This window comes from Micromonospora sp. NPDC049047, from assembly GCF_040649135.1.
Classification (GTDB): Bacteria; Actinomycetota; Actinomycetes; order Mycobacteriales; family Micromonosporaceae; genus Micromonospora.
Genome location: NZ_JBEZEY010000029.1, coordinates 42,886 through 68,397, shown reverse-complemented (window position 1 = coordinate 68,397; position 25,512 = coordinate 42,886). Strand labels below are relative to the sequence as shown.

The window sequence follows — 25,512 nt, the reverse complement described above, 5'->3', positions numbered from 1 at the left end:
AGCCCGAGCGCGCCGTGGGTCGGCGTGGTTTCCGGGACGCTCGTCTAGGCTGGCCGGCTTGGAGGTGGTGCACGTGCGACGGAGCGCGCCGGTGGCGAACGCGGTGGGGCTGCTGGCCGGGTACGCCCTGGACAGGCTGCTCGGTGATCCGCGCCGATGGCACCCGGTGGCCGGCTTCGGGCAGGCCGCGGGCGCGCTGGAGCGCCGTCTCTACCGCCCGGACCGCACGGCGGGCGCGGCGTTCACCGCGCTGGCCGTGGGCGGGCCGGTGCTGCTCGGGGCGGTCGCCGCCGCAGCCACCCGGCATCGGCCGCTGACCCGGGCGGCGCTGGTGGCCGCCGGCACGTGGACGGTGCTGGGTGGCCGCACCCTGCGCCACGAAGCCACCGCCATGGGTCGGACGCTGCGTGACGGTGACCTGCCCGCTGCCCGACGACGCCTCGGCCACCTCTGCGGGCGGGACCCGTCGACGCTGGGTGAGTCGGAGTTGGCCCGCGCCACCGTCGAGTCGGTCGCCGAGAACACCTCCGACGCGGTCGTCGCCCCCCTGGTCTGGGGTGCGGTCGCCGGCCTGCCCGGCCTGCTGGGCTACCGGGCGGCAAACACCCTCGACGCGATGGTCGGGCACCGGTCGGCGCGCTACGCCCGGTTCGGCACACCGGCCGCGCGGTTGGACGATCTCCTCAACCTGGTGCCGGCGAGGATGACCGGGCTGCTCACCATCGCCGTCGCGCCGATCGCCAACGGGGATCGGCAACGGGCCTGGCAGGTCTGGCGGCGTGACCGCAACGACCACCCGAGCCCCAACGCCGGCCAGTGCGAGGCGGCGATGGCCGGCGCGCTCGGCGTCCGCCTCGGCGGTCGCAACGTCTACTTCGGTCGCTCCGAGGTGCGGCCGTTCCTCGGCGACGGTCCCCGCCCGGAGGCCCGTCACCTCAAGCGGGCCGCCCGGATCTCCGGCGCGGTCGGGCTGGCCGCGGTGGGGCTGGCCGCCGCCTACCCGGTGACCCTCGGCCGCCTGGTTGGTGCCGTTGGTCGCCGTGGCCTCGGTGCCGTTGGTCGCCACGGGTCCGCTGCCCTGGGTCGCGGTGGGCACGGGCTCGCTGCCCTGGGCCGCCGTGGGCAGGGGCTCGGTGCGGCCGGCTGGTCGCGACAGGCGAACGGGCGGTGAGCGGCGGGCTGCTTGTCGCCGGCACGACCTCCGACGCCGGCAAGAGCGTGCTCACCGCCGGCATCTGCCGCTGGCTGTACCGGCAGGGCGTGAAGGTGGCGCCGTACAAGGCACAGAACATGTCGAACAACTCGGCGGTGGTCGTCGGGCCGGACGGGCGCGGCGGCGAGATCGGACGGGCCCAGGCCATGCAGGCCGCCGCCTGCGGCCTCGCGCCTGACCTGCGGTTCAACCCGGTCCTGCTCAAGCCGGGCAGCGACCTGGCCAGTCAGGTGGTGCTGCTCGGCGAGGCGGTCGACACGATCACCGCGGGCACCTTCCGGCACCTGCGCCCCCGGCTCGCCGAGACCGCGTACGCGGCACTCGCCGAACTGCGCGACACGTACGACGCGGTGATCTGCGAGGGCGCCGGCAGCCCTGCGGAGATCAACCTGCGGGCCGGTGACTACGTCAACATGGGGCTGGCCCGGCACGCCAACCTGCCCACCATCGTGGTCGGCGACATCGACCGTGGTGGCGTCTTCGCCTCGATGTTCGGCACCGTGGCCCTCCTGGACCGGGCCGACCAGGCGCTGGTCGCCGGCTTCGTGATCAACAAGTTCCGCGGTGACCGCGGGCTGCTCCAGCCAGGGCTGGACATGCTGGGTCACGTCACTGGTCGCCCCACGTTCGGGGTGCTGCCCTGGGCACTGGACCTGTGGCTCGACGCGGAGGACTCCCTCGCCTACGGCCGGGTGCTGGGCCGCCCCGCGGCGCCGCACGGCACCGAATGGTTGGACGTGGCGGTCGTCCGGCTACCCCGGATCAGCAACGCCACAGACGTGGAGGCGCTGGCCACCGAGCCGGGCGTTCGCGTCCGGCTCACCATCGAGCCGACCGAGTTGGCCGCCGCCGACCTGGTCGTCCTGCCCGGCTCCAAGTCCACCGTCGCCGACCTGGCCTGGCTGCGCGAGACGGGCCTCGCCGACGCGGTGACCACGCACGTGGCGGCCGGCAAGCCCCTGCTCGGCCTCTGCGGTGGTTTCCAGATGCTCGGCCGCGCCATTCACGACACCGTCGAGAGCCGGCGGGGCAGCGTGCCAGGGCTTGGCCTGCTGCCCATCGAGATCACCTTCGATCCGCGCAAGACCGTCCGGCAGTCGGTGGGCACCGCCCACGGCGACGTCGCGGTGCGCGGTTACGAGATCCACCACGGGTTCGTCTCGCACACCGACCCCACCCTGGCCCCGTTGCTGACCGGCGACGACGGTGTCGGCGAGGGAGCGGTGTCCGGTCCGGTGCACGGCACCCACTGGCACGGGGCGTTCGAATCCGACGGGTTCCGCAGGTGGTTCCTCACCGAGGCGGCGCGCCTGGCCGGGCGCAGCGGGTTCCGGGTCGCGCCGACGACCAGCTTCGCCGCCGCCCGGGAGCGTTCCCTCGACCTGCTCGGTGACCTGGTCGAGGAGCACCTGGACACCGCCGCCCTCTGGCGGCTCATCGAATCCGGCCCACCCGCCGGCCTCCCGTTCATCCCACCCGGCCCGCCACCGTCCTGACGGTCTGCCGTCCCACTCGGCCCGCCACAGTGCTGCCCGGCCCGGCCCGGCCCGCCACCGTGCTGCCCGGCCCCTCGTCCGGGCTGCTCGGCTCCCCACTGTCGTGACGGTCTGCCGTCCCACCCGGCCCGGCCCGCCGTCCGATGCGGAGTGTGGGCGGGCATCGAGGGGTGATCGTGCTCGATCCTTGTTGTAGTGGCCTCGTGGCCGAGGGGAGGGGCCTCTTTCCTGGATCGAGCACGATCTTGAACCGGCCACCTGACGAATCGGTCCATGATCCGCGCACTTTCCCTGAAACTGCTGCCTCACCAGGCCGGGAGGCAGCAGTTTCAGGGAAAGTGCGCGGCGTTTCAGCATCCGGCGCGGTTGTCGCCGTGCATCGTCGGTGTCGGTGTCGGTGTCGGTGTCGGTGTCGGTGTCGGTGTCGGTGTCGGTGTCCGGGGTCTTGGGTCTGGGGTCTGGGTCGTGGGGCCTTGTCCGGATGGACGGAGTCAGGGGCGGATGTCGGCGGGCCGATCACTGGTGGGCAGACCGGCGGCGAGCCAGGCGTCCACACCGCCGATCATGTCGGTGGCCCGGCGTAGACCAAGGGTCTGCAGGCTGGCGGCGGCGAGGCTGGAGCTGTAGCCCTGTCGGCACACCAGCACGATCTCCCGGTCGTATCCGGTGGCTTCCGGGATCCGCCAGGCGCTGGCCGGATCAAGCCGCCATTCCAGCACGGTCCGGTCGATGACTACCGCACCCGGCAGGTCGCCCTGTTCACGGCGTTGCAGGTCGGTGCGGGTGTCGACAAGCAGCGCGCCGCCGCGGACCGCCTCGACGGTCTGCTGCGGAGTCAGTCGGTGCAGCCCGGCGCGGGCCTGTTCGAGTAGGGCGTCGATGCCGGGGCTCATCACGTCTCGGAGCACCACCCGATCATGCCGATTTGGTAGCGCCCCGGGCGGCGAACGGGCCGCCCGTCACCCGTCGCCGCCCCAATTCCCCCGGACGTGACGGCACCCGGCCAGGTTGGTCAACCGGACGTGTCGGCACGGCCGTCGTCGACAGCCGTTGCCGCGTGATCCACTCGGCTGCACGAACACCGCGGTGTCCCGCCATCGGGATACCGCGACATCGATGATCTGGAGCCGATCATCACTGGACTGCTGTCGGGCGGCATACTTCGGTAATGCGCCGGGCGAGGCTGTGCTGAATGCCGGCCGTGGTGGTTGTCGAGGCGTACGCCGAGTTGGCTCGTCGGGTGCTCGCGGGCCCGGCGCGGTTGGGGCGGACCCGGCTCGTCGCGGTGGACGGGCCGAGCGGCGCGGGTAAGAGCCGGTTCGCCGCGCACCTCGCGGATGCCCTGGCGGCTCGGCTCGGCGGCGCCCGCCCGCCCGTGGTGCACACCGACGATCTGCTTGACGGTTGGGACGATCAGGTCACCTTCTGGCCCCGGCTCGACGAGGAGGTGCTCGCCCCGCTGCGCCAGGGGAAACCCGGTGCCTACCGGCGCTACAGCTGGGTGCGGCGGCGTTTCCTGGCCCGGCCGGTGCCCGTGCCGGTGGCGCCGGTGCTGGTGGTGGAGGGGGTCAGCGCCGCCCGCGCGGTGGTCCGGCCGGAGTTGACCCTGGCGGTGTTCGTCACCGCGCCCGCGTCGTTGCGGCTGGCCCGCGCGGTTGCCCGGGACGGGTCGGAGATCCTGCCCGAGCTGCGGCGCTGGCACACCGGGGAGCGGGCGCACTTCGCCGCCGACGACACGGCCGCCCGGGTGGACCTGCTGGTGGATGGCGCGCCGACGCTGCCGCACGACGCGGACCGCTATTACGTGCGCCTCCGCTGAGCGGGCGGTGGACGGCCGTCAACGGCAACGGCACGGTGCGAAAAGGCAACGGCACGGTGCGAGAAGGCCGCGACGACGACGGCTCGACACGTGTCTGCGAGGAGATCAAGGTGGCTGCCGCCACCGAGGCGGCGGGCCGCGCACAGCGTGCCGGTCGGGCCGCCCCGGGTGCCGGCCCGGCGGACGACGGTGCCGGTACGGGCTCCGCGGGCACGCCCCGGTAAGGCCGGCATACGATGCCGGTCATGACCTCACCGATCATGTCCGAGTCCGAGGTGCGGGCCGCCGTCGAGCGGGAGATGCCCGGCGTACGCGCCGACCTGGAACGCCTCGTCCGCATCCCCGGCATCGCCTTCGAGGGTTTCGACCACTCGCACGTGGAACGCTCCGCCGAGGCGGTCGCCGAGTTGCTGCGCGGCTGCGGCCTCGACGTCGACATCGTGCGTTCCGGCGGCCAGCCGGCGGTGATCGGCCGGCGGGCCGCTCCGCCCGGTGCCCCGACCGTCATGCTCTACGCCCACCACGACGTGCAGCCGGTCGGCGACCGGTCGCTGTGGGAGTCCGACCCGTTCGAGCCGGTGGAACGGGACGGTCGGCTCTACGCCCGGGGTGCTGCCGACGACAAGGCCGGCATCATGGCGCACGTCGCGGCACTGCGGGCGTACGGGGACGCGCTGCCGGTGGGCGTGGTGCTCTTCATCGAGGGTGAGGAGGAGTACGGCTCCGACTCGCTCGAGCGGCTGCTCGCCGAGCACCGCGACAAGATCGCCTCGGATGTCATAGTGATCGCCGACTCCGGCAACTGGGACATCGGCGTACCGGCGTTGACCACCTCGCTGCGCGGCATCGTCAACTGCTTCGTCGAGGTGCGCACGCTTGACCACGCGGTGCACAGCGGCATGTTCGGTGGCGTGGTGCCGGACGCGCTCACCGCGCTGGTCCGGTTGCTGGCGACGCTGCACGACGACGCCGGTGACGTGGCGGTGGCCGGGCTGGTCGGCCGGGAGGGCGCCACGGTCGACTATCCGCAGGACCGGGTCCGGGCCGAGGCCGGGTTGGCCGAGGGCGTGCAGTTCATCGGCACCGGCCGGATCACCGACCGACTCTGGACCAAGCCGGCGCTGGCAGTGCTCGGGATCGACGCCCCGGCCACCGGCGAGGCACCGAATGCCCTGGTCCCGGCCGCGAAGGCGAAGCTCAGCATCCGGCTCGCCCCGGGCGACGACCCCAAGCGGGCGTACGCGGCGGTGCGTGCGCACCTGGAGCAGCACGCCCCGTGGGGCGCCCAGGTGACCGTCAGTTTCGAGCACGACGGCAACCCGTGCGTGATCGACGCGTCCGGGCCGATGTTCGACGCTGCCCGGTCGGCCTTCCGGACCGCCTGGGACGGCACCGACCCGGTGGACATCGGTGTCGGCGGCTCGATTCCGTTCATCGCCACCTTCCAGGAGATGTTCCCGAAGGCGGCGATCCTGGTGACCGGTGTGGAGGACCCGCACGCCCGGGCGCACGGCCCGAACGAGAGCCTGCACCTGGGTGAGTTCGCCAAGGTCTGTCTCGCCGAGGCGCTGCTGCTGGGCAAGGTGGCCGCCGCGGCCAGTTAGGTGTCGGAACGGCGGCGATTTCGGGCCTGATCTGGGAGTTAACGGCGTGTCGGGCGGGCGGTTGTTATAGCCTTTCGTACATGAGTACGAACGAGGTGATGGCCCGGTTGGGGGCCGCTGTCAGCGCACTGGGAGATGTCGACGTCTCCGCGTGGTCCGAGGACACGCTCAACGAACAGCTCGGTGAGCTCTCCGCTGCTCTGGTCGCCCTCGACTCGGTGCTCTCCCGGGTCGCCGGCGAGGTCCGCGCGCGGGGGTTGCGCATCGAGGAGCCCATCTCAGCTTAGGGCCTGCTTCATGAGGACTGGCCGGCCTGCGGCGGTCCCGGACGACGCCCGGCGGCGTTGCGGTTTCGTCCGGATACGACACCGGTATCCGGACGAAACCGCGCCTTGCCGGATCGCCGCCCGGACTCCGCCTCGGCTCGACCGCCCTCATGAAACAGGCCCTGATCCGTCGTCCGCGGAAGCGGGCGGCACCCTGCCGACACCGCCCGGGCACGGCAATGCCCGGGCGGTGTCGGAGGTGACTGGCAGGATGGGCGACGTGCGGTTCCTCGACCTGGCAGCGACGTCCGCGGCCGTCGGCGCCACAAGCGGCCGGCGGGCCAAGGTGGAGCTGCTCGCTGACGCGTTGCGCCGGCTCGACCCGGCCGAGGTCGAGCCGGGCGCCGGCTACCTCGCGGGTGAGCTGCGCCAACGGCAGACCGGCGTGGGCTATGCGAGCCTCCGTGACCTGCCGCCGCCGGCCGCCGAGCCGACGCTCACCGTGGCCGCCGTCGACGCGGCCATCGAGCAGCTCGCCGCTGTGCACGGCCCGGGTTCGCAGGCTCGGCGCCGAGCGCTGCTCGGTGCCCTCTACGCCGCGGCGACGGCCGAGGAGCAGCGTCTGCTCACCGGTCTGTTCGGCGGTGAGCTGCGGCAGGGCGCCCAGGCCGGGCTGCTCGCCGACGCGGTGGCGCGGGCCGCCGACGTGCCGGTGGCGGCGGTCCGCCGGGCGTTGCTGCTCGCCGGCGACCTGCGCGCCGTGGCGGTGGCCGCGCTGGCCGGTGGCGCGGCCGAGTTGGCCGGCTTCGGCCTGCGGGTCGGTCGACCGTTGGCGCCGATGCTCGCGCAGAGCGCCCCCTCGGTCGACGAGGCGCTGGCCGCGACGGGCACCCCGGCGGTGGTCGACGTGAAGCTCGACGGCATCCGCATCCAGGTGCACCGGTCCGGGGCGGACATCGCCGTCTTCACCCGCAGCCTCGACGAGATCACCGGCCGGGTGCCCGAAGTGGTCGCCGCGGTCCGGGCCCTGCCGGGGCGGGAGTTGGTGCTCGACGGCGAGGCGATCGGCCTGGACCAGACGGGGCGTCCACTTCCGTTCCAGCAGACGTCGAGCCGGGCCGCCCGACGCACCACCCCGAGCACCACCGGGCGCACCCCGGTCGCCCCGGCGGTGCTCGCGGCGGCAGCCAGCACCGGCGCGACGGTGCTCACTCCGTACTTCTTCGACCTGCTGCACCTCGACGGGCAGGATCTGATCGACCTGCCCGGCCGCGAGCGGTGGGCCGCCCTCGCCGGTGCGGTGGATTCGTCGCTGCTGGTCGGGCGGATGGAGGTCGACGGTCCGGAGCAGGCCGCCGCCGCGTTCGCCGCCGCACTGGACGCCGGGCAGGAGGGCGTCGTGGTCAAGGCACCGGACGCCCCCTACGACGCTGGTCGGCGTGGTGCCGCCTGGGTCAAGGTCAAACCCCGGCACACCCTGGACCTGGTGGTGCTCGCCGTCGAGTGGGGCAGTGGCCGGCGCAAGGGCTGGCTGTCCAACCTGCATCTGGGTGCGCGTGACCCGCACACGGGTGGCTTCGTCATGCTCGGCAAGACGTTCAAGGGGCTCACCGACGAGTTGTTGCGCTGGCAGACCGAGCGTTTCCTCGACCTCGCCGTGGAGCGCGGCGACTGGGTGGTGCGGGTCCGCCCCGAGCAGGTGGTGGAGATCGCCTTCGACGGGGTGCAGACCAGCTCGCGTTATCCCGGGGGGATGGCGCTGCGGTTCGCCCGGGTGGTGCGGTACCGCGACGACAAGTCCGCCGCCGAGGCGGACACCATCGACGCCGTGCGGGCCATCCACGCCGGCCGGGTTGCCGGCTGACCGGCCGGGTCACCTGCCAGACAACGACCGGGCGTAGTTGACCTGGTTGTTGATGTGCTGCACCTGGCCCTGGTCGCTGACCGGGATCCGGGCTACGTACTGCTGATGGCCGTTGGTGACCATCACCTGCACGGTGCCGTGGTGTCGGGTCTCCTTGATCAGCAGGAAGAGCAGGCTGAACAAGGTCAGGCAGAAGAAGCCGACGATCGCGCAGACCAGCGCCCAGGTCGCCACCTTCTCCTCGCTCTGCCAGTAGTCGGTCACGTGCCAGCTGGCACCGGCCAACGGCAGCACTCCGGCGGGCGTGCGGATGACCGGCGGGCACACCGCGATCTCGCCGATCTGCACCGCGACCACCTCCGGCCCGCCGAACGCGAGCGGTGCCGGGTGTGCGGAGACCGGCGACGGAGGGTACGGTCCCGCCGCCGGCCACGCCCCGCCGGGCAGCGCCGAGTGCTGCGCGGGCGGGCCGGAGAACTGCGGTGCTGGCGGCGCCGAGAACTGCGGTGCTGCCTGCGCTGGGAACGGCGGTGCTGGAGGCGGTGTGGCCTGCGGAGGCACGCTCGGGAAGGGTGTCGTCGACGGGGTGGTCGGCAGCTGCTCGGTCGACGAAGCGGCGGTCCATGGATCGATTGGCCGCTGCGGTTGGGTCACCGGCTCAGGCTGCGCGGCCGTGGGATCCGAATTCACCGAGACCTCCAACACGGGATCGTCACGTGGCGCAGGCTACCGGCTGCCCTGTCGTCCCGCATGCCCCCGAGTGTCTGTTTGGGACGCCGACCCCGGGTCTCGGTCAGGCGCTCGCGCTCGGCGTCGGTTCGGCGGCCCGGTCCAGCGGGGCCGCGGTGACGCCGATCCCGGCGGCCCGGCGGGCCTCCCGGCGGGCCACCCAGCCGTAGCCGAACAGGGACATCACCGCGAACAGCCACCACTGCACCACGTAGCCGAAGTTCTGCCAGTTGTTGGCGTGCCCCACGGGCACCGCCTTGAACACCGGATCGGCGGCCGGGGTCTGCTCGTCGAGCAGCAGGTAGGCGCCGTAGACGGGGTAGGGCAGCTCGCCGGCGAGGCGCGACACACCAATCCGCCGAATCTCCAGCCGCCCGTCGCGCCGCGCCACAGCGCCCGCGCCGCTCTCGGTCTCGTGCACCCGGCCGATCACCGTCACGTCGCCGGTCGGCACGGCGGGCACCGCCGGCTGGGCGGTCGCCCCACCCGGTGCCGGCGGGATCCAACCCCGATCCACGAGCAGCGCCGTGCCGTCCGCGAGCACCAGCGGGGTGAGCACCTCGAAGCCGACCCGGCTGTCCACCGTCCGGCCCCGGACCAGCACGGTGTTCGTCGGGTCGTACCGGCCGGTGACGGTGACCCGGGTCCAGACCTTCTCCTCGGCCGGCGCCGGGCCGACCGTCCCCGCGCCGCCGGTGGGGGCTCGCAGGGCGTCGGCCAGCGGCGTGGGGGCCATCCGCTGGCCCGCGTCGATCCGCTCGTTGACCTCGGTACGCCCCCGGTAGCGGTCCAGCTGCCAGTTGCCGAGGAACACCATCACGGCGGCGGCGACCAGGGTGAGCGCGAGAGCGCCCAGCCAGCGTGGGCTCAGCAGGAACCGGTACACAGCACGAGGCTACCCGTATGACCGGCGCCACTGACCTGGACCGGGCCGGGAGCGGGCCGCCGGCCCCGGTTGGCGGTGCTCGCGTCGGCAGCCGGCCGGGTATCGTCACGCCGACGGATCGGCCCCGGTCGTCCCCGTCGCGTACCCGCCGCCGCTCGCGAGGAGTCGATGATGACCGTCGTGCCGCGCCTGGTGCTCAGCGCGCCGTCCTCCGGGCACGGTAAGAACGCGCTGGCGATCGGGCTGCTCGCCGCCCTGGCTGAGCGTGGGGTCGACGTCGCCGGGTTCAAACTCGGTCCGGACCATGTCGACGCCGCGTACCTCGGGCTGGCCGCCGGCCGGCCGGGTCGGGTGATCGATCCCCGGCTGGTCGGCACCGACCGGCTCGCCCCGCTGGTGGCGCACGGCGCGGCCGGAGCCGGGCTGGCCGTGGTGCAGGGCAGCATGGGGCTGTACGACTCGGTCGGTGGCCGCCCCGAGCAGGAGTCCACCGCCGCCGCGGCAGCCGCGCTGCGCAGCCCGGTGGTGCTCGTCGTCGATGTGGCAGCGATGGGTCAGTCGGTGGCGGCCCTGGTGCATGGTTTCCGCTCGTACGACGAGCAGTTGTGGCTCGGCGGGGTGATCCTCAACCGGTTGGCCTCCTCGCGACACGAGGGCATGCTGCGTGAGGCGTTGGACGACGTGGGGGTGCCGGTCTACGGTGCGCTGCGTCGGCACGACCTGCCGGCGGTGCTGCCGTCGCGGCGGCACGGTGTGGCGCCGGTGGTCGACGGGTCGGCCGACGCCGTCCGAGCTGTTCGCCGGTTGGGTGAGGCCGTCGCCGCCACAGTGGATCTGGAACGACTTCTCGGCCTGGCCCGCTCGGCCCCGCCGATGCCGGCTCCGGCCTGGTCTGCCGAGGAGGCCCTCGGCGGGTTCACCGCCCCGGCGGACCGCCCGCTCGTGGCACTTGCCGGTGGGCCGGGCGGCAGCTTCAGCCACCCGGAGACCGCCGAGCTGCTGCGGGCCGCCGGCGCCGAGGTCGTGACCGTCGACCCGCTGCGCGACGAGGCACTGCCGGTCGGCACCCGCGCGCTTGTCGTCGGGGGCGCGTTGCCCGAGGCGTACGCCGAGCAGTTGTCGGCCAACCGCCGGCTCTGCATAGCGGTGGCCGAGTTGGCGCGGACCGGGCGTCCGGTGATCGCCGAGGGCGCCGGCCTGCTCTGGTTGGCCCGCGAGTTGGACGGGCTGCCGATGTGCGGGGTCCTCGACGCGGTGGGGGTCAGCCGGGACGGCCTGGTGGCGGGCTACCGGGAGGCGACCGCCCAGACCGACAGCGTGGTCGCCGCCCACGGCACGGTGCTTGTCGGCCACAAGGCGCACCGTGCGGTGCTCACCCCGCGCGCTGGTCAGCGCCCGGCGTGGAGCTGGGAGGGCGGCACGCCGGAGGGTTTCGTCTGGCGCAACGTGCACGCCTCGCAGCTCACCCTGCACTGGGCCGGTCATCCGGCCACGGCGGCCCGGTTGGTCGCCGCGGCGGCCGACCCGACGAGTGCGGCGGTGCCCGCGGAGTCCGGCGGGGTGCCGGTCTGATCCCGCGGAGGGCGGTACGCACCGCCCGGGTCAGCCGACGATCGCGTCCGACGGTGGGGTGAACTGGCGGGTCGGTGTGCCCTTCAGCCCGTCGCGGAGGGTTTCCGAGACCGCCTTGATCGGGATCTGGGACTGCCCGTCACCCACTGCGTTGAACGGGTTGTCCGGGTCGGAGATGAAGCTCGCCGCTGCCAGTTCCGGGGTGTAGCCGACGAACCAGGCGGACCGGGTGCTGTCGGTGGTGCCGGTCTTGCCGGCCACCGGGCGTCCGACAGTGCCCCGCACGCTGTCGGCGGTGGACCAGCCGCCGCAGCTACCGCGCGCCGGGGTGTCTCCGGTCGGGCAGCGGGCGGCGTCGGTGGCCGCCCGAGCGGCGTCCGCGCTGACCACCTGCCGGCAGCGGGGCTTGGCCACCTCACGATGGATGCCACCGGGGGTGGCGTACGTGGCGGGCGTGCCGTCCCGATTCATGATCGATTGCACCGGGATCGCCTCGCAGTAGCGGCCGTCGGCGGCGATGGCGGCGTAGGCGTTCGCCATCTCCAGCGGCGTGGCGTCGGAGACGCCCAGGGTGAACGCGCCCCACTTCTTCACCTTTGTCGGGGACGCCTGTTCCCGGTCGACGTCGGTGCGCCACCGCAGCCCGAGCTGCTCGGCCAACCGGACCGCCCGGTCCGCGCCGACCTTCTCCTCCAGCCACACGAAGTACGTGTTCACCGACTTGCCGAAGCCGGACCACATGGTCTGCTGGCCGGTCATGGCGGCGCTGGCGTTGGAGGGCGCCCAACCGTCGTAGACTGCCGACTTGTAGCGGTAGGGGGCGTTGAACGAGGTGGAGAGCGTCATCCCCGAGTCCAGCGCGGCAAGCATCGGGAACATCTTGAACGTCGACCCGGCCTGGTAGCCGGCCAGGTCACCGCCGCCGAGCAGCGGCGCCACCGTGTTCGGGTAGTTGGCCTTCACCTTCGGCCCGGCCTCGGGGTTGGAACTCGGCGGGTTCTCGCTGAGGTCGAGTGAGTACGTCCGGTTCACCGCCATCGCCTTCACCCGGCCGGTGCCCGGCTCGGAGACCACGATCCCGTTGGCGAACGGGCTGCCGGTGGCCTCCTTGCTGCCGACGTTCTTTTCGGCCGCCGCCTGGATCTTCGGGTCGAGGCTGAGCACGATCCGGTAGCCGCCCCGGCGCAGCTTGTCCATCCGTTCCAGCGGGGTCGCGCCGAAGGCGGGCTGCGCGCTCCACCAGTTCTTCAGGTAGTCGCAGGCGAAGCCCCAGCTGTTGTACTTCTCCGTCACCGCGGCACAGTCGTGTGGCGGGGTGGTCAGCTTCAGCCGGATCGGCTCGGACTTGGCGGCGGCGGCCGAGTCGGGGGAGAGGTACCCGAGCTGGCTCATCCGGTCCAGCACGTAGTCCCGCCGCCCGGTGGCCTCCTTCTGGTCGGAGTCGGCCGGGTCGTACTCCGACGGGGACTTCACCAGCCCGGCGAGGGTGGCGGCCTCGACCGGGGTGAGGTCCTTCGGGGTCTTGGAGAAGAAGATCTCGCTGGCCGCGTAGATGCCGTACGCCCGGTGCCCGAAGTACGCGGAGTTGAGGTAGCGCTCCAGGATCTGCTCCTTGCTCAGCTCCTTCTCCAGGTCCAGCGCCATCCGCATCTCCTTGACCTTGCGCAGGCTGGTCTGCTGGGTGGCCTCCTGCACCTCCTTGGGGGTGGTCGCGCTGTCCCGCAGGGCCATCCGGACGTACTGCATGGTCAGGGTCGACGCGCCCTGGGAGCCCCCGGAGCGGGCGTTCGACACGAAGGCGCGGGCGACGCCCTTCGGGTCGACGCCGTGGTGCTGGTAGAAGCGGTTGTCCTCGGCGGCGACGATCGCCTGCTGGATGTTCGGCGACATGTCCGACAGCTTCGTGTACTGCCGGTACTCCTCGTAGAACATGGTCAGCACGGTCTTGCCGTCCGGCGCGTACACGTACGAGGTCTCGGCGGGCAGGGCGGTGGTCAGGATCTTGGTCTTCTGCTCCACGGCGTGCGCGGTGGCCTTCGCGCCGATCCCGGTGAGGGCGACGAGTGGGTACGCGACGGCGGCGATCACGATGCCGGCGATCAGGCCGGCGCGCAGGAGAGGGACGAGTCGACCAGCGGCAGTAAGGGGTCGGTTACTCACATGGCCAAGTTATGACATTTCCGATTCGTACCTGAGAAGAACTCATAAACCGACGAGTGGTGACGTGGCTTACGCCGAGATCGTCTGTCCCAACGGCCGCCTTCCCGGCAGGATCGCGAACATGCCCGAGCCGATCGCCGCCATCGAGCCCGACCTGGCGCACCACGGTGACGTCGAGGTCGGCGACGGCCTGATCGACCTCGCCGTCAACGTCCGCCGGGCGCGTCCGCCCGCCTGGCTGGCCGAACCGGTCGCGGCCACCCTGACCGACCTGGCCCGCTACCCGGACCCGGCGCCGGCCCGGGCGGCGGTCGCCGCCCGACACCACCGTCACCCGAACGAGGTGCTGCTCACCGCCGGCGCCGCCGAGGGCTTCGTGCTGATCGCCCAGGCGTTGCGCGGGGTGCGCCGGCCGGTGGTGGTGCACCCCCAGTTCACCGAGCCGGAGGCCGCGCTGCGGGCCGCCGGGCACCGGGTCGAGCGGGTGCTGCTCGACGCCGCCGCCGACTTCCGGCTCGACCCGTCCCGGGTGCCCGCCGACGCCGACCTGGTGATGATCGGCAACCCCACGAACCCGACGTCGGTGCTGCACCCCGCGCGGACGGTGGCCGCGCTGGCCCGCCCCGGCCGGGTGCTCGTGGTCGACGAGGCGTTCGCCGACACCACAATGGCCGCCGGGCACCCCGGCGAACCGGAGTCACTTGCCGAACGCGGCGACCTGCCCGGGCTGCTCGTGGTGCGCAGCCTCACGAAGACCTGGGGCCTGGCCGGGCTGCGGATCGGCTACCTGCTCGGCGCCGCGGACCTGCTGGCCCGGCTGGCCGCCGTCCAGCCGCTCTGGGCCGTCTCCACGCCCGCGCTCGCCGCCGCGTCGGCCTGCGCCACAGACGTCGCCGTCCGGGCCGAGCGCGCCATCGCCGCCGATCTCGCCGCCGACCGCGATCACCTGGTCGCCCGCCTGGAAAACCTGCCCGGGGTACGCGTCGTCGGCCGTCCCGCGAGTGCGTTCGTCCTGCTGCACCTGCCGGGCGCGAGTGAGATCCGCGCCGCCCTGCGCGAGCGCGGCTGGGCGGTCCGCCGGGGCGACACCTTCCCCGGTCTCGGGCCGGACTGGCTGCGGGTGGCGGTACGCGACCGAAACACCTCAGACGCGTTCATCGACGTGCTGCGCGAGACCATGGAGGCATGATGCTGGAGACCACGATCGCGGCGATCCGCCCGGCGGACGAAGCGGCCATGGCCGCCGCCCGCGAGCTGCACGGTCGGCTGACCAAGCCGGCGGGCTCGCTGGGTGCGTTGGAGGAGCTTTCGGTACGCCTCGCCGGCCTGGCCGGAGCCTGCCCACCACCGCTGCCCGAGCCGGCCGCAGTGGCGATCTTCGCCGGTGACCACGGGGTGCACGCCCAGGGGGTGAGCCCCTGGCCGCAGGAGGTCACCGCGCAGATGATCGGCAACTTCCTGGCCGGTGGAGCGGTGGTCAACGCGTTCGCCCGGCAGGCCGGCGCGTCGGTCACAGTTGTCGACGTCGGCGTGGCGACCCCGCTGCCCGCCGACCCGGCCGTCGTCGACCCGGCCGTCGTCGACCCGGCCGTCGCCGACGCGGCCGTGCTCGACCCGGCCGTGCTCGACCCGGCTTTGCCCCGGCTGGTTGTCGCGTCCGTCCGTCGGGGCACCCGGGACCTCACGGTGACCGCCGCGCTGACCCGGGACGAGACGCTGGCGGCGGTGCAGACCGGCATCCGGATCGCCGACGAGTTGATCGACGCCGGGGCGGGCATCCTGCTCACCGGGGACATGGGTATCGGCAACACCACCCCGGCCGCCGCGCTGATCGCCGCGTTCACCGGCGTCGACGCGCTTGACGCCACCGGTCGGGGCACCGGGGTCGACGACCCGACGTACGCGCACAAGGTGGCGGTGGTACGGGCCGCGCTGGCCCGGCACACCCCCGACCCGGCCGACCCGCTGGGGGTGCTGGCCGCCGTCGGTGGCCTGGAGCACGCCGCCCTGGCCGGGCTGATCCTGGGGGCCGCGGCGCGCCGCACACCGGTGCTGCTGGACGGCGTGATCGCGGTCTCGGCCGCGCTCGCCGCCGCCGCGTTCGCCCCGGACGCGGTAGGCGCCATGGTCGCCGGCCACCGCTCGGCCGAGCCCGGTGCCACTGTGGCGCTGCGCCACCTCGGCCTCGACCCGCTCATCGACCTGGGGTTGCGCCTCGGCGAGGGCACCGGCGCGCTGCTGGCGTTGCCCGTGGTCACCGGCGCGGTCCGGGTGCTGCACGAGGTGGCGACGTTCGACTCCGCCGGGGTGGCCGAGAAGTGACCACACGCGGCGAACGAACCCTCCGCCCCGGTGGTGCGGCGTGACCTCCAATCCGTACCCCCTCGGTCTGCGGCTGCACGGGCGGCGGGTGGTCGTGGTGGGCGGCGGCGCGGTCGCCACCCGGCGCGTACCCGCGCTGCTGGACGCCGGTGCGGACGTCCTGCTGGTCTCCCCGGAGCTGACCCCGGCACTGCGTGCCCGGGTCGACGCGGGTCGGCTGCACTGGGTGCCGCGCCGGTTCCTGCCCGAGGACCTGGACGGCGCCTGGCTGGTCCAGGTGGCGATCGACGACCCGATAGCGGCGGCCTCGGTGAGCGCCGTCGCCGCCGAGCGGCGGATCTTCTGCGTCCGGGCCGACGACCGCACGGCCGCCACCGCCTGGACCCCGGCGGTGACCCGGCACGGCCCGGTCACCGTGGCGGTGCTCGGCGGCGGCGACCCCCGCCGGGCGATGACCGTCCGTGACGCGATCCGCGACCTCCTGGCGGTCCGCCTGGCACCGGACGGAGTCGCTCCGACGCCGAGCCAGTCGACCGGCACGACCGGCACGACCGACGCGGCCGGTGCGGCCGGTGTGGCCGGCGCGGCCGGATCGGCCGGTGCGGCCGGTGGGCGGCGGGCCGGGCGGGTGGCGCTTGTCGGGGCGGGGCCGGGTGACCCGGAGCTGATCACCGTGAAGGGTTGGCGGCTGCTCACCGAGGCCGACGTGGTGGTCGCCGACCGGCTGGTGCCCGGGCTGCTCCTCGACGAGCTGCGCCCGGACGTCGAGCTGGTGGACGCCTCGAAGATCCCCTATGGACCGTCCCGCGCCCAGGAGGAGATCAACCAGATCCTGGTCGACAGGGCCCTGGCCGGTGCCTTCGTGGTACGGCTCAAGGGCGGTGATCCGTACGTCTTCGGCCGCGGCGGCGAGGAGTTGCTGGCCTGCGCGTCGGCCGGCGTTCCGGTGACAGTGGTGCCCGGGGTGACCAGCTCCATCGCCGCGCCGGCCGCCGCTGGCATCCCGGTCACCCATCGGGGGGTGGCGCACGAGTTCACTGTGGTCTCCGGGCACCTGGCACCCGACGCTCCGGCCTCACTGGTGCGCTGGGACGCCCTCGCCGGCCTGCACGGCACCCTGGTGATCCTGATGGGGCTCAAGAACCTCGCCGCCATCACGGCCACCCTGATCGCCCACGGTCGGTCACCGCAGACGCCGGCCGCCGTCGTTCAGGAGGCCACCACGGGCACCCAGCGGGTGCTGCGGTCCACGCTCGGCGCGGTGGCCACCGACCTGCTCGCCGCCGACCTGCGCCCGCCCGCAGTCGTCGTGGTGGGCGACGTGGTGGAGGCGCTCGACGGCTGAGGCGACGGAGCGCGGCGAGGCCCCAGCCCTGTCGAGCGGGTGCCCGTGGTCCGCCGCACCCCCCGGGTCGATCATGGAGTTGTGGTGGTGGACAAATGCCGCGATCATCCGCACAACGGGCACCACAAGTCCATGATCGACCGGGGAGGGGGGCTGGCACGGAGGACGGGCCGGAGCAGCCTGCTCCGGCCCGTCGTGGTTCGTTGCCCGATTACTGCTTGAGCATGTTGTCGAGCAGGAGGGCACAGCGGATCAGACCCAGGTGGCTGTACGCCTGCGGGTGGTTGCCCAGCCCGCGCTCGGCGAGCGGGTCGTACTGCTCGGGGAGCAGCCCGGTCGGGCCGGCGGTGAGCACCATCTGGGCGAACAGCTCCTCGGCGTCGGTGCGGCGGCCGGTGCGCAGGTACGCCTCGATCAGCCACGCCGTGCAGATGTGGAAGCCGCCCTCGCGGCCGGGCAGGCCGTCGTCCCAGTGGTAGCGGTAGACGACCGGACCGCTGCGCAGGTCGGCCTCGATGCGCAGGACTGTGGACAGGAAGCGCGGGTCGTCACCCGGGAGCAGGCCGGACAGCCCGATCCAGAGTGACGAGGCGTCCATGTCCTCGTCCCCGTACGCGACGCTGTACGCCTCGACGTCGGAGTGCCAGCCCTGCTCCAGGACGTTGGCGCCGATCCGGTCGCGCAGGTCCTTCCACTCCGGCCGGTCCTCGCCGCCGTGCTCGCGCATCACGTGCAGCGCCCGGTCGACTGTCATCCAGCACATCACCTTGGAGAAGACGTGGTGCCGGGGTGGCAGCCGGGCCTCCCAGATGCCGTGGTCGGGCTCGTGCCAACGGCGGCGGACCGCCTCGACCATGTTTTCCAGAACCCGCCACTCGTCCTCGCGAACCGAACCGCGGGCGTCGGCGACGGCCGCGATCAGGTCGGCGATCGGACCGAACACGTCGAGCTGGAGCTGGTGGTTGGCGAGGTTGCCGACCCGGACCGGCCGGGAGCCGGCGTACCCGGGCAGCGTGTCGATCACCGCTTCGGCGCCCAGCTCGTACCCGTCGATGGTGTAGAGCGGGTGCAGCCGTTCCGGGTGCCCGCCGGTGCGCTCGATGCAGCCGTCCACCCAGCGCAGCAGCGCCTCGGCCTCCTCGACGGAGCCGAGGTCGACAAGTGCGCGGGCGGTCAGCGCGGCGTCGCGCAGCCAGCAGTAGCGGTAGTCCCAGTTGCGGACGCCACCCAGCTCCTCGGGGAGCGAGGTGGTCGCCGCGGCCAGGATCGAGCCGGTGGCCTCGTGACAGAGCCCGCGCAGGGTGAGGGCGCTGCGCGCGACCAGGTCACGGGCGGTGGACGGCAGCCGCAGCGAGGCCACCCAGTCCTTCCACGGCTGTTCGGCGGCGGCCTGCCGCTCGTGGATCGGCACCCGGTGGTGCTCCAGGCTGTGCGTGCCGAAGCGCAGCTCAAGCACTACCTGTCCACCGGCGGCGGACAGGTCGACGATCGCCTTGGCGGTCTCGTACCCGCCGTCGTTGCCGACCTCCCACTGCACGCCGGGGGCGTAGAGCGCCACCGGTTCGTTGGAGCCGAGCACCAGCAGGCCGTCGCCGAGTGGCTGCAACTGCACGGCGACCTGCCCGAACTCGGGCCTCGGCGCGAACTCCACCCGGGCCTTGCCGCTGCCGGTGAGCACCCGGATCAGGGTCGAGTCGCCGGTGATGACCGCGGGGCTGTCGTCCGGAGTGGTCTCCCGGGCCGGCTTGTCCAGCCAGTCGGTGACGGTGAGCCCGGACCACCGGGTCTCCACTGTCATCGTGCCGGAGCGGTAGCGCTGGCCCAGCGGGATGCCGCCGCGTTCCGGGGCGACGCTGAAGTGACCGGCCGGGCTGCCACCCACCAGGTCGGCGAAGATCGCCGCCGAGTCCGGCTTGGGGTGGCAGAGCCAGCTCACCTTGGCCTCGGGGGTGAGCAGCGCGACGGTACGGCCGTTGGCCAGCATGGAGTGGCGCTCGATCGGCACCGCCCGCTCACCGAACAGCCAGTGTCGACGGGTCTCCAGCAGCAGCGCCAGCGCGCGGGCGGCCTCCAGCGGGTCGGCGACCCGGAAACCGGCCTGGGTGTCCCCGGGGCCGATCTTGATGCCGAGGTCGGGGCCGTGCAGGTGCGCGAACCCGTTCTCGTCGGTGATGTCGTCGCCGATGAACAGCACCGCGCTGGAGGCGAGCTGGGTCCGCAGCTGGTCGAGTGCGGTGCCCTTGTGGGTGGCCACGACGGAGAGCTCGATGACCTCCTTGCCCTGGGTCACCGTGACGCCGTCGAAGGTCGCCGGGCCGTTGCGGACCGCCTCGATGGCGGCGGCGGCGACCTGCGGGTCGACCCCTCGGGTGTGCATGGCGACGCTGGCCGGCTTGCGTTCCAGCCGGATGCCCTGGTGGTTGGCGGCGATCTCGCGCAGCGCGTTGCGCACCCGCTGGCGCACCGCGACCAGCTCGGGCGAGAGTCGCTCGACGAAACCGATGTCGAACTCGGAGCCGTGGCTGCCGACGAGGTGCACCTCGCTGGGCAGTCGGGACAGCGCGGCCAGGTCGCGCAGCGCCCGGCCGGAGACGACAGCCACTGTGGTCTGCGGCAGCGCGGCGAGCGCGCGGACCGCGGCCACCGACTCGGGCAGCGGGACGGCTGTGCTGGGATCCTCCACGATCGGCGCCAGTGTGCCGTCGTAGTCGCAGGCGACCAGGAGTTGGGGGACCCGGGCGATCCGGCCGATGGCGGCGCGCAGCTCGGGGTCCATCACCCCGGTGGCCATGGCCGCCCCATCATTGACTGTCGTGTTCACTCGGCCTCCGCCTCGGGGACTCCGAGTTCGGAGAGGAAAGACTTGGCCCAGTGGCCCACGTCGTGGGTACGCAGGTGACGTTGCATTGTCCGCATCCGGCGGCGTGCCTCGGTTTTCTCCACGTGCACGGCCCGGAGCAGGGCATCCTTTACCGCGTCCGGGTCGTGCGGGTTACATAGAAAGGCCTGGCGCAGCTCCGTTGCGGCGCCGGCGAACTCACTGAGCACGAGCGCGCCACCCTGATCGGCGCGGGACGCCACGTACTCCTTGGCTACCAGGTTCATGCCGTCGCGTAGCGGTGTCACCATCATCACGTCGGCGGCAACGTACATCGCGGCCAGTTCACTGCGACTGTACGACTGATGCAGGTAATGCACGGCCGGCACGCCGACCCGGCCGAATTCACCATTAATCCGGCCAACCTCACGTTCGACCTTGACTCGAAGTGCCTGGTAGTGCTCGACCCGCTCGCGGCTGGGTGTGGCCACCTGCACCATAACCGCGTCGGGAACTGTCAACTTTCCGTCAGCAAGCAACTCCCGGAAGGCCTTGAGTCGCAACTCGATGCCCTTTGTGTAATCCAACCGGTCCACGCCCAGGATTATCGTCTTCGGGTCGCCCAACTCGGCACGGATCTGCTTGGCCCGAGCCTGGATCGCCGGGTCGGCGGCCATCCGCTCCATCTCCTGGGTGTCGATCGAGATGGGGAAGGCGCCCGCCTTCACCTGCCGACCGTCGACCTGGATCATCTGCCCTTCGTAGCGCAGTCCGAGCAGGTGCCGGGCCAGCCGGACGAAGTTCTGCGCGGCCAGCCGCTGCTGGAAGCCGACCAGGTCGGCACCGAGTAGACCGCGCAGGATCTCGGTGCGGAACGGCATCTGCATGAACAGCTCGATCGGCGGGAACGGGATGTGCAGGAAGAACCCGATCCGTAGGTCCGGGCGCAGCTCACGGAGCATCGCGGGGACCAGCTGAAGCTGGTAATCCTGCACCCAGACCGTCGCACCCTCGGCCGCGACGTCGGCGGCGGCCTCCGCGAACCGGGCGTTGACCAGGCGGTACGCCTCCCGCCAGCGGCGCTTGTAGGCGGGCGTCTCGACCGCGTCGTGGTAGAGCGGCCAGATCGTCGCGTTGGACTGGCCCTCGTAGTAGCGCTCCAACTCCTCAGCGCTCAGCGGGACCGGGTGCAGCCGGATCCCCTCCAGGTCGAACGGCTCGGGGGCGGCACCGGTGCCACCGGCCCAGCCGACCCACGTGCCCTGGTGTTCGGCGAGCACTGGGTGCAACGCGGTGACCAGCCCGCCAGGGCTGCGTCGCCACTGCCGGCCCTCGGGGGTGCTCACCTCGTCGACCGGCAGACGGTTCGCCACTACGACAAAGGAGCTACGGACGGTCACGATCGGCCACCTCCGGGTACTGACGGGTCCACCGCGATCAGCGTACTGAGCGTAGCTGCGGCGTCTTGTGCCTAGTGCCGGAGTCTCCTACCCGCCTCGTGCTCCTCAAAATCCGGGAGGTGATCTTGTCGACAGCCAGTGCCTCAGAGGTCGATGATCGGCCATTCCTTCGGCAGTACCTCGCCGAGCAGCTCCCGCCGATCCGTCATGATCGGAACGACCGCTCGGGCTGCCGCTTCGATCGCAACCTGGGCGAGGTCGATGCTGCCCAGGAGGCGGGACCAGCCCCCCAGGATGGGGCACATGTTGTGATCGACCGGCGTGACAAGTACGGCTTCGAGATCGGAGACGATGTCAAGCAGCGGCCAGCCGTCGCTAGACACCCGGCGATACGCGGCTGTCAGGCACATGGCCGGAATGATCACGGACTCCCGGCGGTAGGCAACCTTGGCGATCTGGACGCCAACAGCCGGTTCTCCTTCGGAGTAGGCCAACAGTGCGGTCGTGTCGAGTACGAGTCCCGCGTCAGTCACAGACCTGCATCCGTCCCCGCGACGCCTCGTTCAGCAGCGCGGCGGCCTTGGCGCGCAACTCGGGAGTTATCGCCTGGCGCGCCTGATCCAACTTGCGCCCGGCCTCCGCGAGCCCTTCGTCGGTGATTTTGAAGCCGAGCTGCTCCAGGGTCCGCCGTGTTCGCTCACCGGCCATTCGTTGGCGGATGCTCTCCGTCACGAAGGCGGACACGTTGGGCTCGGCGGCCAGCCGCTCTGCCACGTCATCCGGCACGCTGATGGCGATCTTCTTGGTCATACCAAGGACGCTAGCGAGTAATACCATGCTCGGCAAGGAGGCTCGCCCGCGTACTCCTGGGGTGGGGTGATGTGGGCGAAGCGCGCCGTACCTGTCAGGATTGACGATGGCGTGCGCGCGGCCGGCTCCCGGCCGGCGGCGGTGGGCGGTCCTCACAGCCCGCGCCCGTGCCGCCGATCAGCGACAGCAACCGACGGAGGTAGCCCGCACCGTGGCCCAGTACATCTACGTCCTGGAAAAGGCCCGCAAGGCGCACGGCGACAAGGTCGTGCTCGACAACGTGACGTTGAGCTTCCTGCCGGGGGCCAAGATCGGTGTGCTCGGTCCGAACGGCGCCGGTAAGTCGAGCCTTCTCAAGATCATGGCAGGCCTGGACAAGCCGAGCAACGGCGAGGCCCGGCTCATGCCCGGCTACACCGTCGGCATGCTCGCCCAGGAGCCCCCGCTCAACGAGGCCAAGACCGTGCTCGGCAACGTCGAGGAGGCGGTCGCCGAGACCAAAGCCAAGCTGGAGCGGTTCAACAAGATCGCCGAGCAGATGGCCACCGACTACTCCGACGAGCTGATGGAGGAGATGGGCAAGCTCCAGGAGGAGCTGGACCACCTCGACGCCTGGGACGTCGACTCCAAGCTCGAACTGGCAATGGACGCGCTGCGCTGCCCGCCGCCGGACGCCGACGTGACCCAGCTCTCCGGTGGTGAGCGTCGCCGGGTCGCGCTCTGCAAGCTGCTGCTGGAGGCGCCCGACCTGCTGCTGCTCGACGAGCCCACCAACCACCTGGACGCGGAGAGCGTCTCCTGGCTGGAGCAGCACCTGGCCAAGTACGCCGGCACCGTCATGGCGATCACCCACGACCGGTACTTCCTCGACAACGTGGCCAACTGGATCCTCGAACTGGACCGTGGCCGGACCTACCCGTACGAGGGCAACTACTCCACCTACCTGGAGAAGAAGGCCGCCCGACTGGCCGTCGAGGGCCGCCGCGACGCCAAGATGAAGAAGCGCCTCACCGAGGAGCTGGAGTGGGTCCGCTCCAACGCCAAGGCCCGGCAGACCAAGTCCAAGGCCCGCCTGGACCGGTACGACGAGATGGCCACCGAGGCGGAGAAGACCCGCAAGCTCGACTTCGAGGAGATCCAGATTCCGCCGGGCCCGCGCCTGGGCAGCACGGTGATCGAGGCGAACAACCTCAGCAAGGGGTTCGGCGACCGGCTGCTCATCGACAACCTGTCGTTCTCGCTGCCCCGCAACGGCATCGTCGGCATCATCGGCCCCAACGGCGTCGGCAAGACCACGCTGTTCAAGACCATCGTCGGGCTGGAGGAGCCGACCAGCGGGTCGGTCCGGGTCGGTGAGACGGTCTCGCTGTCGTACGTCGACCAGAACCGCGAGGGCCTCAACGGTGACAAGACCGTCTGGGAGGTCGTCTCCGACGGGCTTGACTACCTGATGGTCGGCAAGGTCGAGATGCCGTCGCGGGCGTACATCGCCGCGTTCGGCTTCAAGGGCCCGGACCAGCAGAAGCCGACGAAGGTGCTCTCCGGTGGTGAGCGCAACCGGCTGAACCTGGCGTTGACCCTGAAGATCGGCGGCAACGTCATCCTGCTCGACGAGCCGACGAACGACCTGGACGTGGAGACGCTGTCCAGCCTGGAGAACGCCCTGCTGGAGTTCCCCGGCTGCGCCGTGGTCATCTCGCACGACCGGATGTTCCTGGACCGGGTCGCCACGCACATCCTGGCCTGGGAGGGCGACGACCAGGACCCGTCCAGGTGGTTCTGGTTCGAGGGCAACTTCGAGGCGTACGAGAAGAACAAGATCGACCGCCTCGGCGCGGAGGCTGCCCGGCCGCACCGGGTGACCTACCGCAAGCTGACCCGCGACTGACCGGCGCAGACGGTGTCTGACCGGTTCGTCTACCACTGCACGCTGCGCTGGTCCGACCTGGACGCGTACGGGCACGTCAACAACTCGCGCTTCCTCACCCTGTACGAGGAGGCGCGGGTGGCGTTGATGTTCGCCGGCGGGCGGGCCTGGGGGGTCGGCTCGTTCGCCGACGGGGTGGTCATCCGCCGGCACGAGGTCGACTACCTGCGCCCGGTCGACTACGCGCTGGGTCGGGCCACCGCGGAGGCCGCGCCCACCGTCCGGATCGAGCTGTGGGTGGAGGAGATCCGGGCTGCCTCGTTCACCGTCGCCTACGAGCTGTACGACGGCGAGGTGCTGGCCAGTCGGGCCCGTTCGGTGCTGGTGCCGTTCGACCTGACCTCCCAGGTGCCCCGGCGGATCACCACCGAGGAGCGGGATTTCCTGCTCACCTACGCGCCGCAGGGCGGCCTGGCATGACCCGGCCGGGCCCGGGAGGGGCGACGGCGTCCACCCCGACACACGGTGTGGCCGGGGTGGCCGACGCGGGTGCCTTCCTGGCCCGGCTGGTCCGGTTGGATCCGGCCGCACCGGTCCGGTTGCGGTCGGCCGGTGGGCCCGGTCGGATCGCCCTCTGGGCCCGCCTGCCCTGGCAGGTCCTGGTGGTCCGGACGGTGGCCGGTGGGCCAGCCGACGGCGCCGCCGAGGACGTCACGGTGGCGGCCGCGGAGTTGCTCGCCGAACTGGAACGCGGTGGTACGGCCCGGCCGGTCCGCCGGGACGCGCAGTGGCGTTGGCCGCTGCCTCCGGCGCGTAGCCGGATGGTGGAGGCGCTGCCCGTCGGCGAGCTGCGGCGGATCGCGGACGCGGCGGCGGGCACCCTGCGCACGGCGAGCGAGCAGGGCGTGGCCGGGCGCGCGGTGGGCCAGCGGGCGCTGCGGGACGCGCTGCTCGATCACGTGGCGGTGCTTGTCACGCCGGACGGGCCGCCCGCCCCGCCGGTCGAGGTGTCGCAGCGGCTGGTGCAGGGGGTGGTCCGGATGGGCTTCCTCGGTGCCGCCGACGGCCCGACCGGCGGCCCCGGCGAGGCGACCGCTCAGGTGCGGGTGGCCGGGCGTTGGGTCGGCCTGGTGGGACCATACGGAGCGGCGTGGTCGCAGACCGCCACGGATCTTGCGGTGAGACCCCTCGGTAGTCCTCCGAACGGCTGACCCCTGCTCATTCTTCTGGGCTGGTGCGGTCGTTGGGGGGGTGCCTCAACTCGGCTGTCCGGGTACCGTCCATGCTCGGATCCAACGCACCGTAGGCGTCTGGATCCGCTGGGGAGTGAGGTGCGACGAG

21 protein-coding genes are annotated in these 25,512 nt (G+C 72.3%); 13 read left to right on the top strand and 8 right to left on the bottom strand.

The window, feature by feature from the left end:
* The first annotated feature begins 73 nt into the window (after positions 1–73).
* Together AB0B86_RS30660 and AB0B86_RS30655 are read left to right on the top strand one after the other, a co-directional pair.
* Positions 74–1,171 carry a cobalamin biosynthesis protein gene (locus AB0B86_RS30660; RefSeq protein ID WP_357406913.1) on the top strand — a complete coding sequence of 366 codons (1,098 nt, stop codon included), beginning with the start codon at positions 74–76 and terminating at the stop codon, positions 1,169–1,171.
* Positions 1,168–2,709 carry a cobyric acid synthase gene (locus tag AB0B86_RS30655; RefSeq protein WP_357420289.1) on the top strand — a complete coding sequence of 514 codons (1,542 nt, stop codon included), beginning with the start codon at positions 1,168–1,170 and terminating at the stop codon, positions 2,707–2,709. Before AB0B86_RS30660 ends, AB0B86_RS30655 begins: the two co-directional genes overlap by 4 nt.
* A gap of 491 nt (positions 2,710–3,200) precedes the next feature.
* On the opposite strand, the gene AB0B86_RS30650 is transcribed toward AB0B86_RS30655, so the two are convergent.
* Positions 3,201–3,602, bottom strand: a complete 402-nt coding sequence (locus AB0B86_RS30650) for a rhodanese-like domain-containing protein (RefSeq protein ID WP_357067235.1) — start codon at positions 3,600–3,602, stop codon at positions 3,201–3,203.
* Between the two features lie 299 nt (positions 3,603–3,901).
* Between AB0B86_RS30650 and AB0B86_RS30645 the strand changes: the two genes are divergently transcribed.
* The 4 genes from AB0B86_RS30645 (at position 3,902) to AB0B86_RS30630 (ending at position 8,262) form a co-directional block, all read left to right on the top strand.
* Positions 3,902–4,528, top strand: coding sequence for a hypothetical protein (locus AB0B86_RS30645; RefSeq protein WP_357406909.1), 627 nt, complete (start codon positions 3,902–3,904; stop codon positions 4,526–4,528).
* A 260-nt stretch (positions 4,529–4,788) separates the two neighbouring features.
* The gene (locus AB0B86_RS30640) at positions 4,789–6,132 is read left to right on the top strand and encodes a dipeptidase (RefSeq protein WP_357420296.1); all 1,344 of its coding nucleotides are present in this window, start codon (positions 4,789–4,791) and stop codon (positions 6,130–6,132) included.
* 80 nt (positions 6,133–6,212) lie between these two features.
* Entirely contained in the window at positions 6,213–6,419 is a 207-nt protein-coding gene (locus tag AB0B86_RS30635) for a hypothetical protein (protein WP_030488220.1), read from the top strand.
* 250 nt (positions 6,420–6,669) lie between these two features.
* A complete protein-coding gene (locus tag AB0B86_RS30630; RefSeq protein WP_357406905.1) occupies positions 6,670–8,262 on the top strand; it encodes an ATP-dependent DNA ligase in 1,593 nt (530 codons plus the stop codon).
* Positions 8,263–8,271: 9 nt separating this feature from the next.
* On the opposite strand, the gene AB0B86_RS30625 is transcribed toward AB0B86_RS30630, so the two are convergent.
* Together AB0B86_RS30625 and AB0B86_RS30620 are read right to left on the bottom strand one after the other, a co-directional pair.
* Positions 8,272–8,916, bottom strand: a complete 645-nt coding sequence (locus tag AB0B86_RS30625; RefSeq protein WP_357406903.1) for a hypothetical protein — start codon at positions 8,914–8,916, stop codon at positions 8,272–8,274.
* A gap of 139 nt (positions 8,917–9,055) precedes the next feature.
* Complete coding sequence (locus AB0B86_RS30620) at positions 9,056–9,877, bottom strand: SURF1 family protein (RefSeq protein WP_357406901.1); 822 nt, start codon at positions 9,875–9,877, stop codon at positions 9,056–9,058.
* Between the two features lie 171 nt (positions 9,878–10,048).
* On the opposite strand from AB0B86_RS30620, the gene AB0B86_RS30615 reads away from it, so the two are divergent.
* Positions 10,049–11,449, top strand: a complete 1,401-nt coding sequence (locus AB0B86_RS30615) for a cobyrinate a,c-diamide synthase (protein WP_357420288.1) — start codon at positions 10,049–10,051, stop codon at positions 11,447–11,449.
* Positions 11,450–11,479: 30 nt separating this feature from the next.
* Here the strand turns inward: AB0B86_RS30615 and AB0B86_RS30610 are convergent, their stop codons facing one another.
* Positions 11,480–13,609, bottom strand: a complete 2,130-nt coding sequence (locus AB0B86_RS30610; protein WP_357406897.1) for a transglycosylase domain-containing protein — start codon at positions 13,607–13,609, stop codon at positions 11,480–11,482.
* A gap of 121 nt (positions 13,610–13,730) precedes the next feature.
* On the opposite strand from AB0B86_RS30610, the gene cobC reads away from it, so the two are divergent.
* Genes cobC through cobA form a run of 3 tightly spaced genes read left to right on the top strand, consistent with a single transcriptional unit; the run spans position 13,731 to position 17,276 of the window.
* Positions 13,731–14,798: an Rv2231c family pyridoxal phosphate-dependent protein CobC gene (cobC, locus tag AB0B86_RS30605; protein WP_357420287.1), complete on the top strand. Its 1,068-nt coding sequence runs from the start codon at positions 13,731–13,733 to the stop codon at positions 14,796–14,798.
* The gene (locus AB0B86_RS30600) at positions 14,798–15,931 is read left to right on the top strand and encodes a nicotinate-nucleotide--dimethylbenzimidazole phosphoribosyltransferase (RefSeq protein ID WP_357420295.1); all 1,134 of its coding nucleotides are present in this window, start codon (positions 14,798–14,800) and stop codon (positions 15,929–15,931) included. The genes cobC and AB0B86_RS30600 overlap by 1 nt, the downstream gene beginning before the upstream one ends.
* 40 nt (positions 15,932–15,971) lie before the next feature.
* On the top strand, positions 15,972–17,276 hold the full coding sequence (gene cobA, locus AB0B86_RS30595) for a uroporphyrinogen-III C-methyltransferase (RefSeq protein ID WP_357406893.1): 1,305 nt from the start codon (positions 15,972–15,974) through the stop codon (positions 17,274–17,276).
* Positions 17,277–17,487: 211 nt separating this feature from the next.
* Here cobA and otsB read toward each other — a convergent pair whose 3' ends face one another.
* The 4 genes from otsB to AB0B86_RS30575 all read right to left on the bottom strand — a co-directional run bounded on the left by otsB (position 17,488) and on the right by AB0B86_RS30575 (position 22,304).
* The gene (gene otsB, locus AB0B86_RS30590; RefSeq protein ID WP_357407101.1) at positions 17,488–20,067 is read right to left on the bottom strand and encodes a trehalose-phosphatase; all 2,580 of its coding nucleotides are present in this window, start codon (positions 20,065–20,067) and stop codon (positions 17,488–17,490) included.
* A 26-nt stretch (positions 20,068–20,093) separates the two neighbouring features.
* Positions 20,094–21,494, bottom strand: a complete 1,401-nt coding sequence (locus AB0B86_RS30585) for a trehalose-6-phosphate synthase (RefSeq protein WP_030488230.1) — start codon at positions 21,492–21,494, stop codon at positions 20,094–20,096.
* 143 nt (positions 21,495–21,637) lie between these two features.
* Positions 21,638–22,027, bottom strand: coding sequence for a hypothetical protein (locus AB0B86_RS30580; RefSeq protein ID WP_357406891.1), 390 nt, complete (start codon positions 22,025–22,027; stop codon positions 21,638–21,640).
* On the bottom strand, positions 22,020–22,304 hold the full coding sequence (locus AB0B86_RS30575; protein WP_357406889.1) for a hypothetical protein: 285 nt from the start codon (positions 22,302–22,304) through the stop codon (positions 22,020–22,022). The genes AB0B86_RS30580 and AB0B86_RS30575 overlap by 8 nt, the downstream gene beginning before the upstream one ends.
* A gap of 211 nt (positions 22,305–22,515) precedes the next feature.
* Between AB0B86_RS30575 and ettA the strand changes: the two genes are divergently transcribed.
* From ettA to AB0B86_RS30560, 3 genes are read left to right on the top strand one after another with little or no spacing between them, the layout of a single operon-like run.
* On the top strand, positions 22,516–24,192 hold the full coding sequence (ettA, locus tag AB0B86_RS30570; RefSeq protein ID WP_357406887.1) for an energy-dependent translational throttle protein EttA: 1,677 nt from the start codon (positions 22,516–22,518) through the stop codon (positions 24,190–24,192).
* Between the two features lie 12 nt (positions 24,193–24,204).
* Positions 24,205–24,651 (top strand): thioesterase family protein, encoded by a 447-nt coding sequence (locus AB0B86_RS30565; RefSeq protein WP_357406885.1) that lies wholly within the window; start codon positions 24,205–24,207, stop codon positions 24,649–24,651.
* Entirely contained in the window at positions 24,648–25,382 is a 735-nt protein-coding gene (locus AB0B86_RS30560; RefSeq protein ID WP_357406883.1) for a hypothetical protein, read from the top strand. The genes AB0B86_RS30565 and AB0B86_RS30560 overlap by 4 nt, the downstream gene beginning before the upstream one ends.
* Positions 25,383–25,512 lie beyond the last annotated feature (130 nt).

Excerpts from the sequence above, each read along its gene's own strand:
- AB0B86_RS30650 (WP_357067235.1), bottom strand. The coding sequence starts at position 3,602 with ATGAGCCCCGGCATCGACGCCCTACTCGAACAGGCCCGCGCCGGGCTG.
- AB0B86_RS30645 (WP_357406909.1), top strand. The coding sequence starts at position 3,902 with ATGCCGGCCGTGGTGGTTGTCGAGGCGTACGCCGAGTTGGCTCGTCGG.
- AB0B86_RS30640 (WP_357420296.1), top strand. The coding sequence starts at position 4,789 with ATGTCCGAGTCCGAGGTGCGGGCCGCCGTCGAGCGGGAGATGCCCGGC.
- AB0B86_RS30635 (WP_030488220.1), top strand. The coding sequence starts at position 6,213 with ATGAGTACGAACGAGGTGATGGCCCGGTTGGGGGCCGCTGTCAGCGCA.
- AB0B86_RS30630 (WP_357406905.1), top strand. The coding sequence starts at position 6,670 with ATGGGCGACGTGCGGTTCCTCGACCTGGCAGCGACGTCCGCGGCCGTC.
- AB0B86_RS30615 (WP_357420288.1), top strand. The coding sequence starts at position 10,049 with ATGACCGTCGTGCCGCGCCTGGTGCTCAGCGCGCCGTCCTCCGGGCAC.
- cobC (WP_357420287.1), top strand. The coding sequence starts at position 13,731 with ATGCCCGAGCCGATCGCCGCCATCGAGCCCGACCTGGCGCACCACGGT.
- AB0B86_RS30600 (WP_357420295.1), top strand. The coding sequence starts at position 14,798 with ATGCTGGAGACCACGATCGCGGCGATCCGCCCGGCGGACGAAGCGGCC.
- otsB (WP_357407101.1), bottom strand. The coding sequence starts at position 20,067 with ATGGCCACCGGGGTGATGGACCCCGAGCTGCGCGCCGCCATCGGCCGG.
- AB0B86_RS30575 (WP_357406889.1), bottom strand. The coding sequence starts at position 22,304 with ATGACCAAGAAGATCGCCATCAGCGTGCCGGATGACGTGGCAGAGCGG.
- AB0B86_RS30560 (WP_357406883.1), top strand. The coding sequence starts at position 24,648 with ATGACCCGGCCGGGCCCGGGAGGGGCGACGGCGTCCACCCCGACACAC.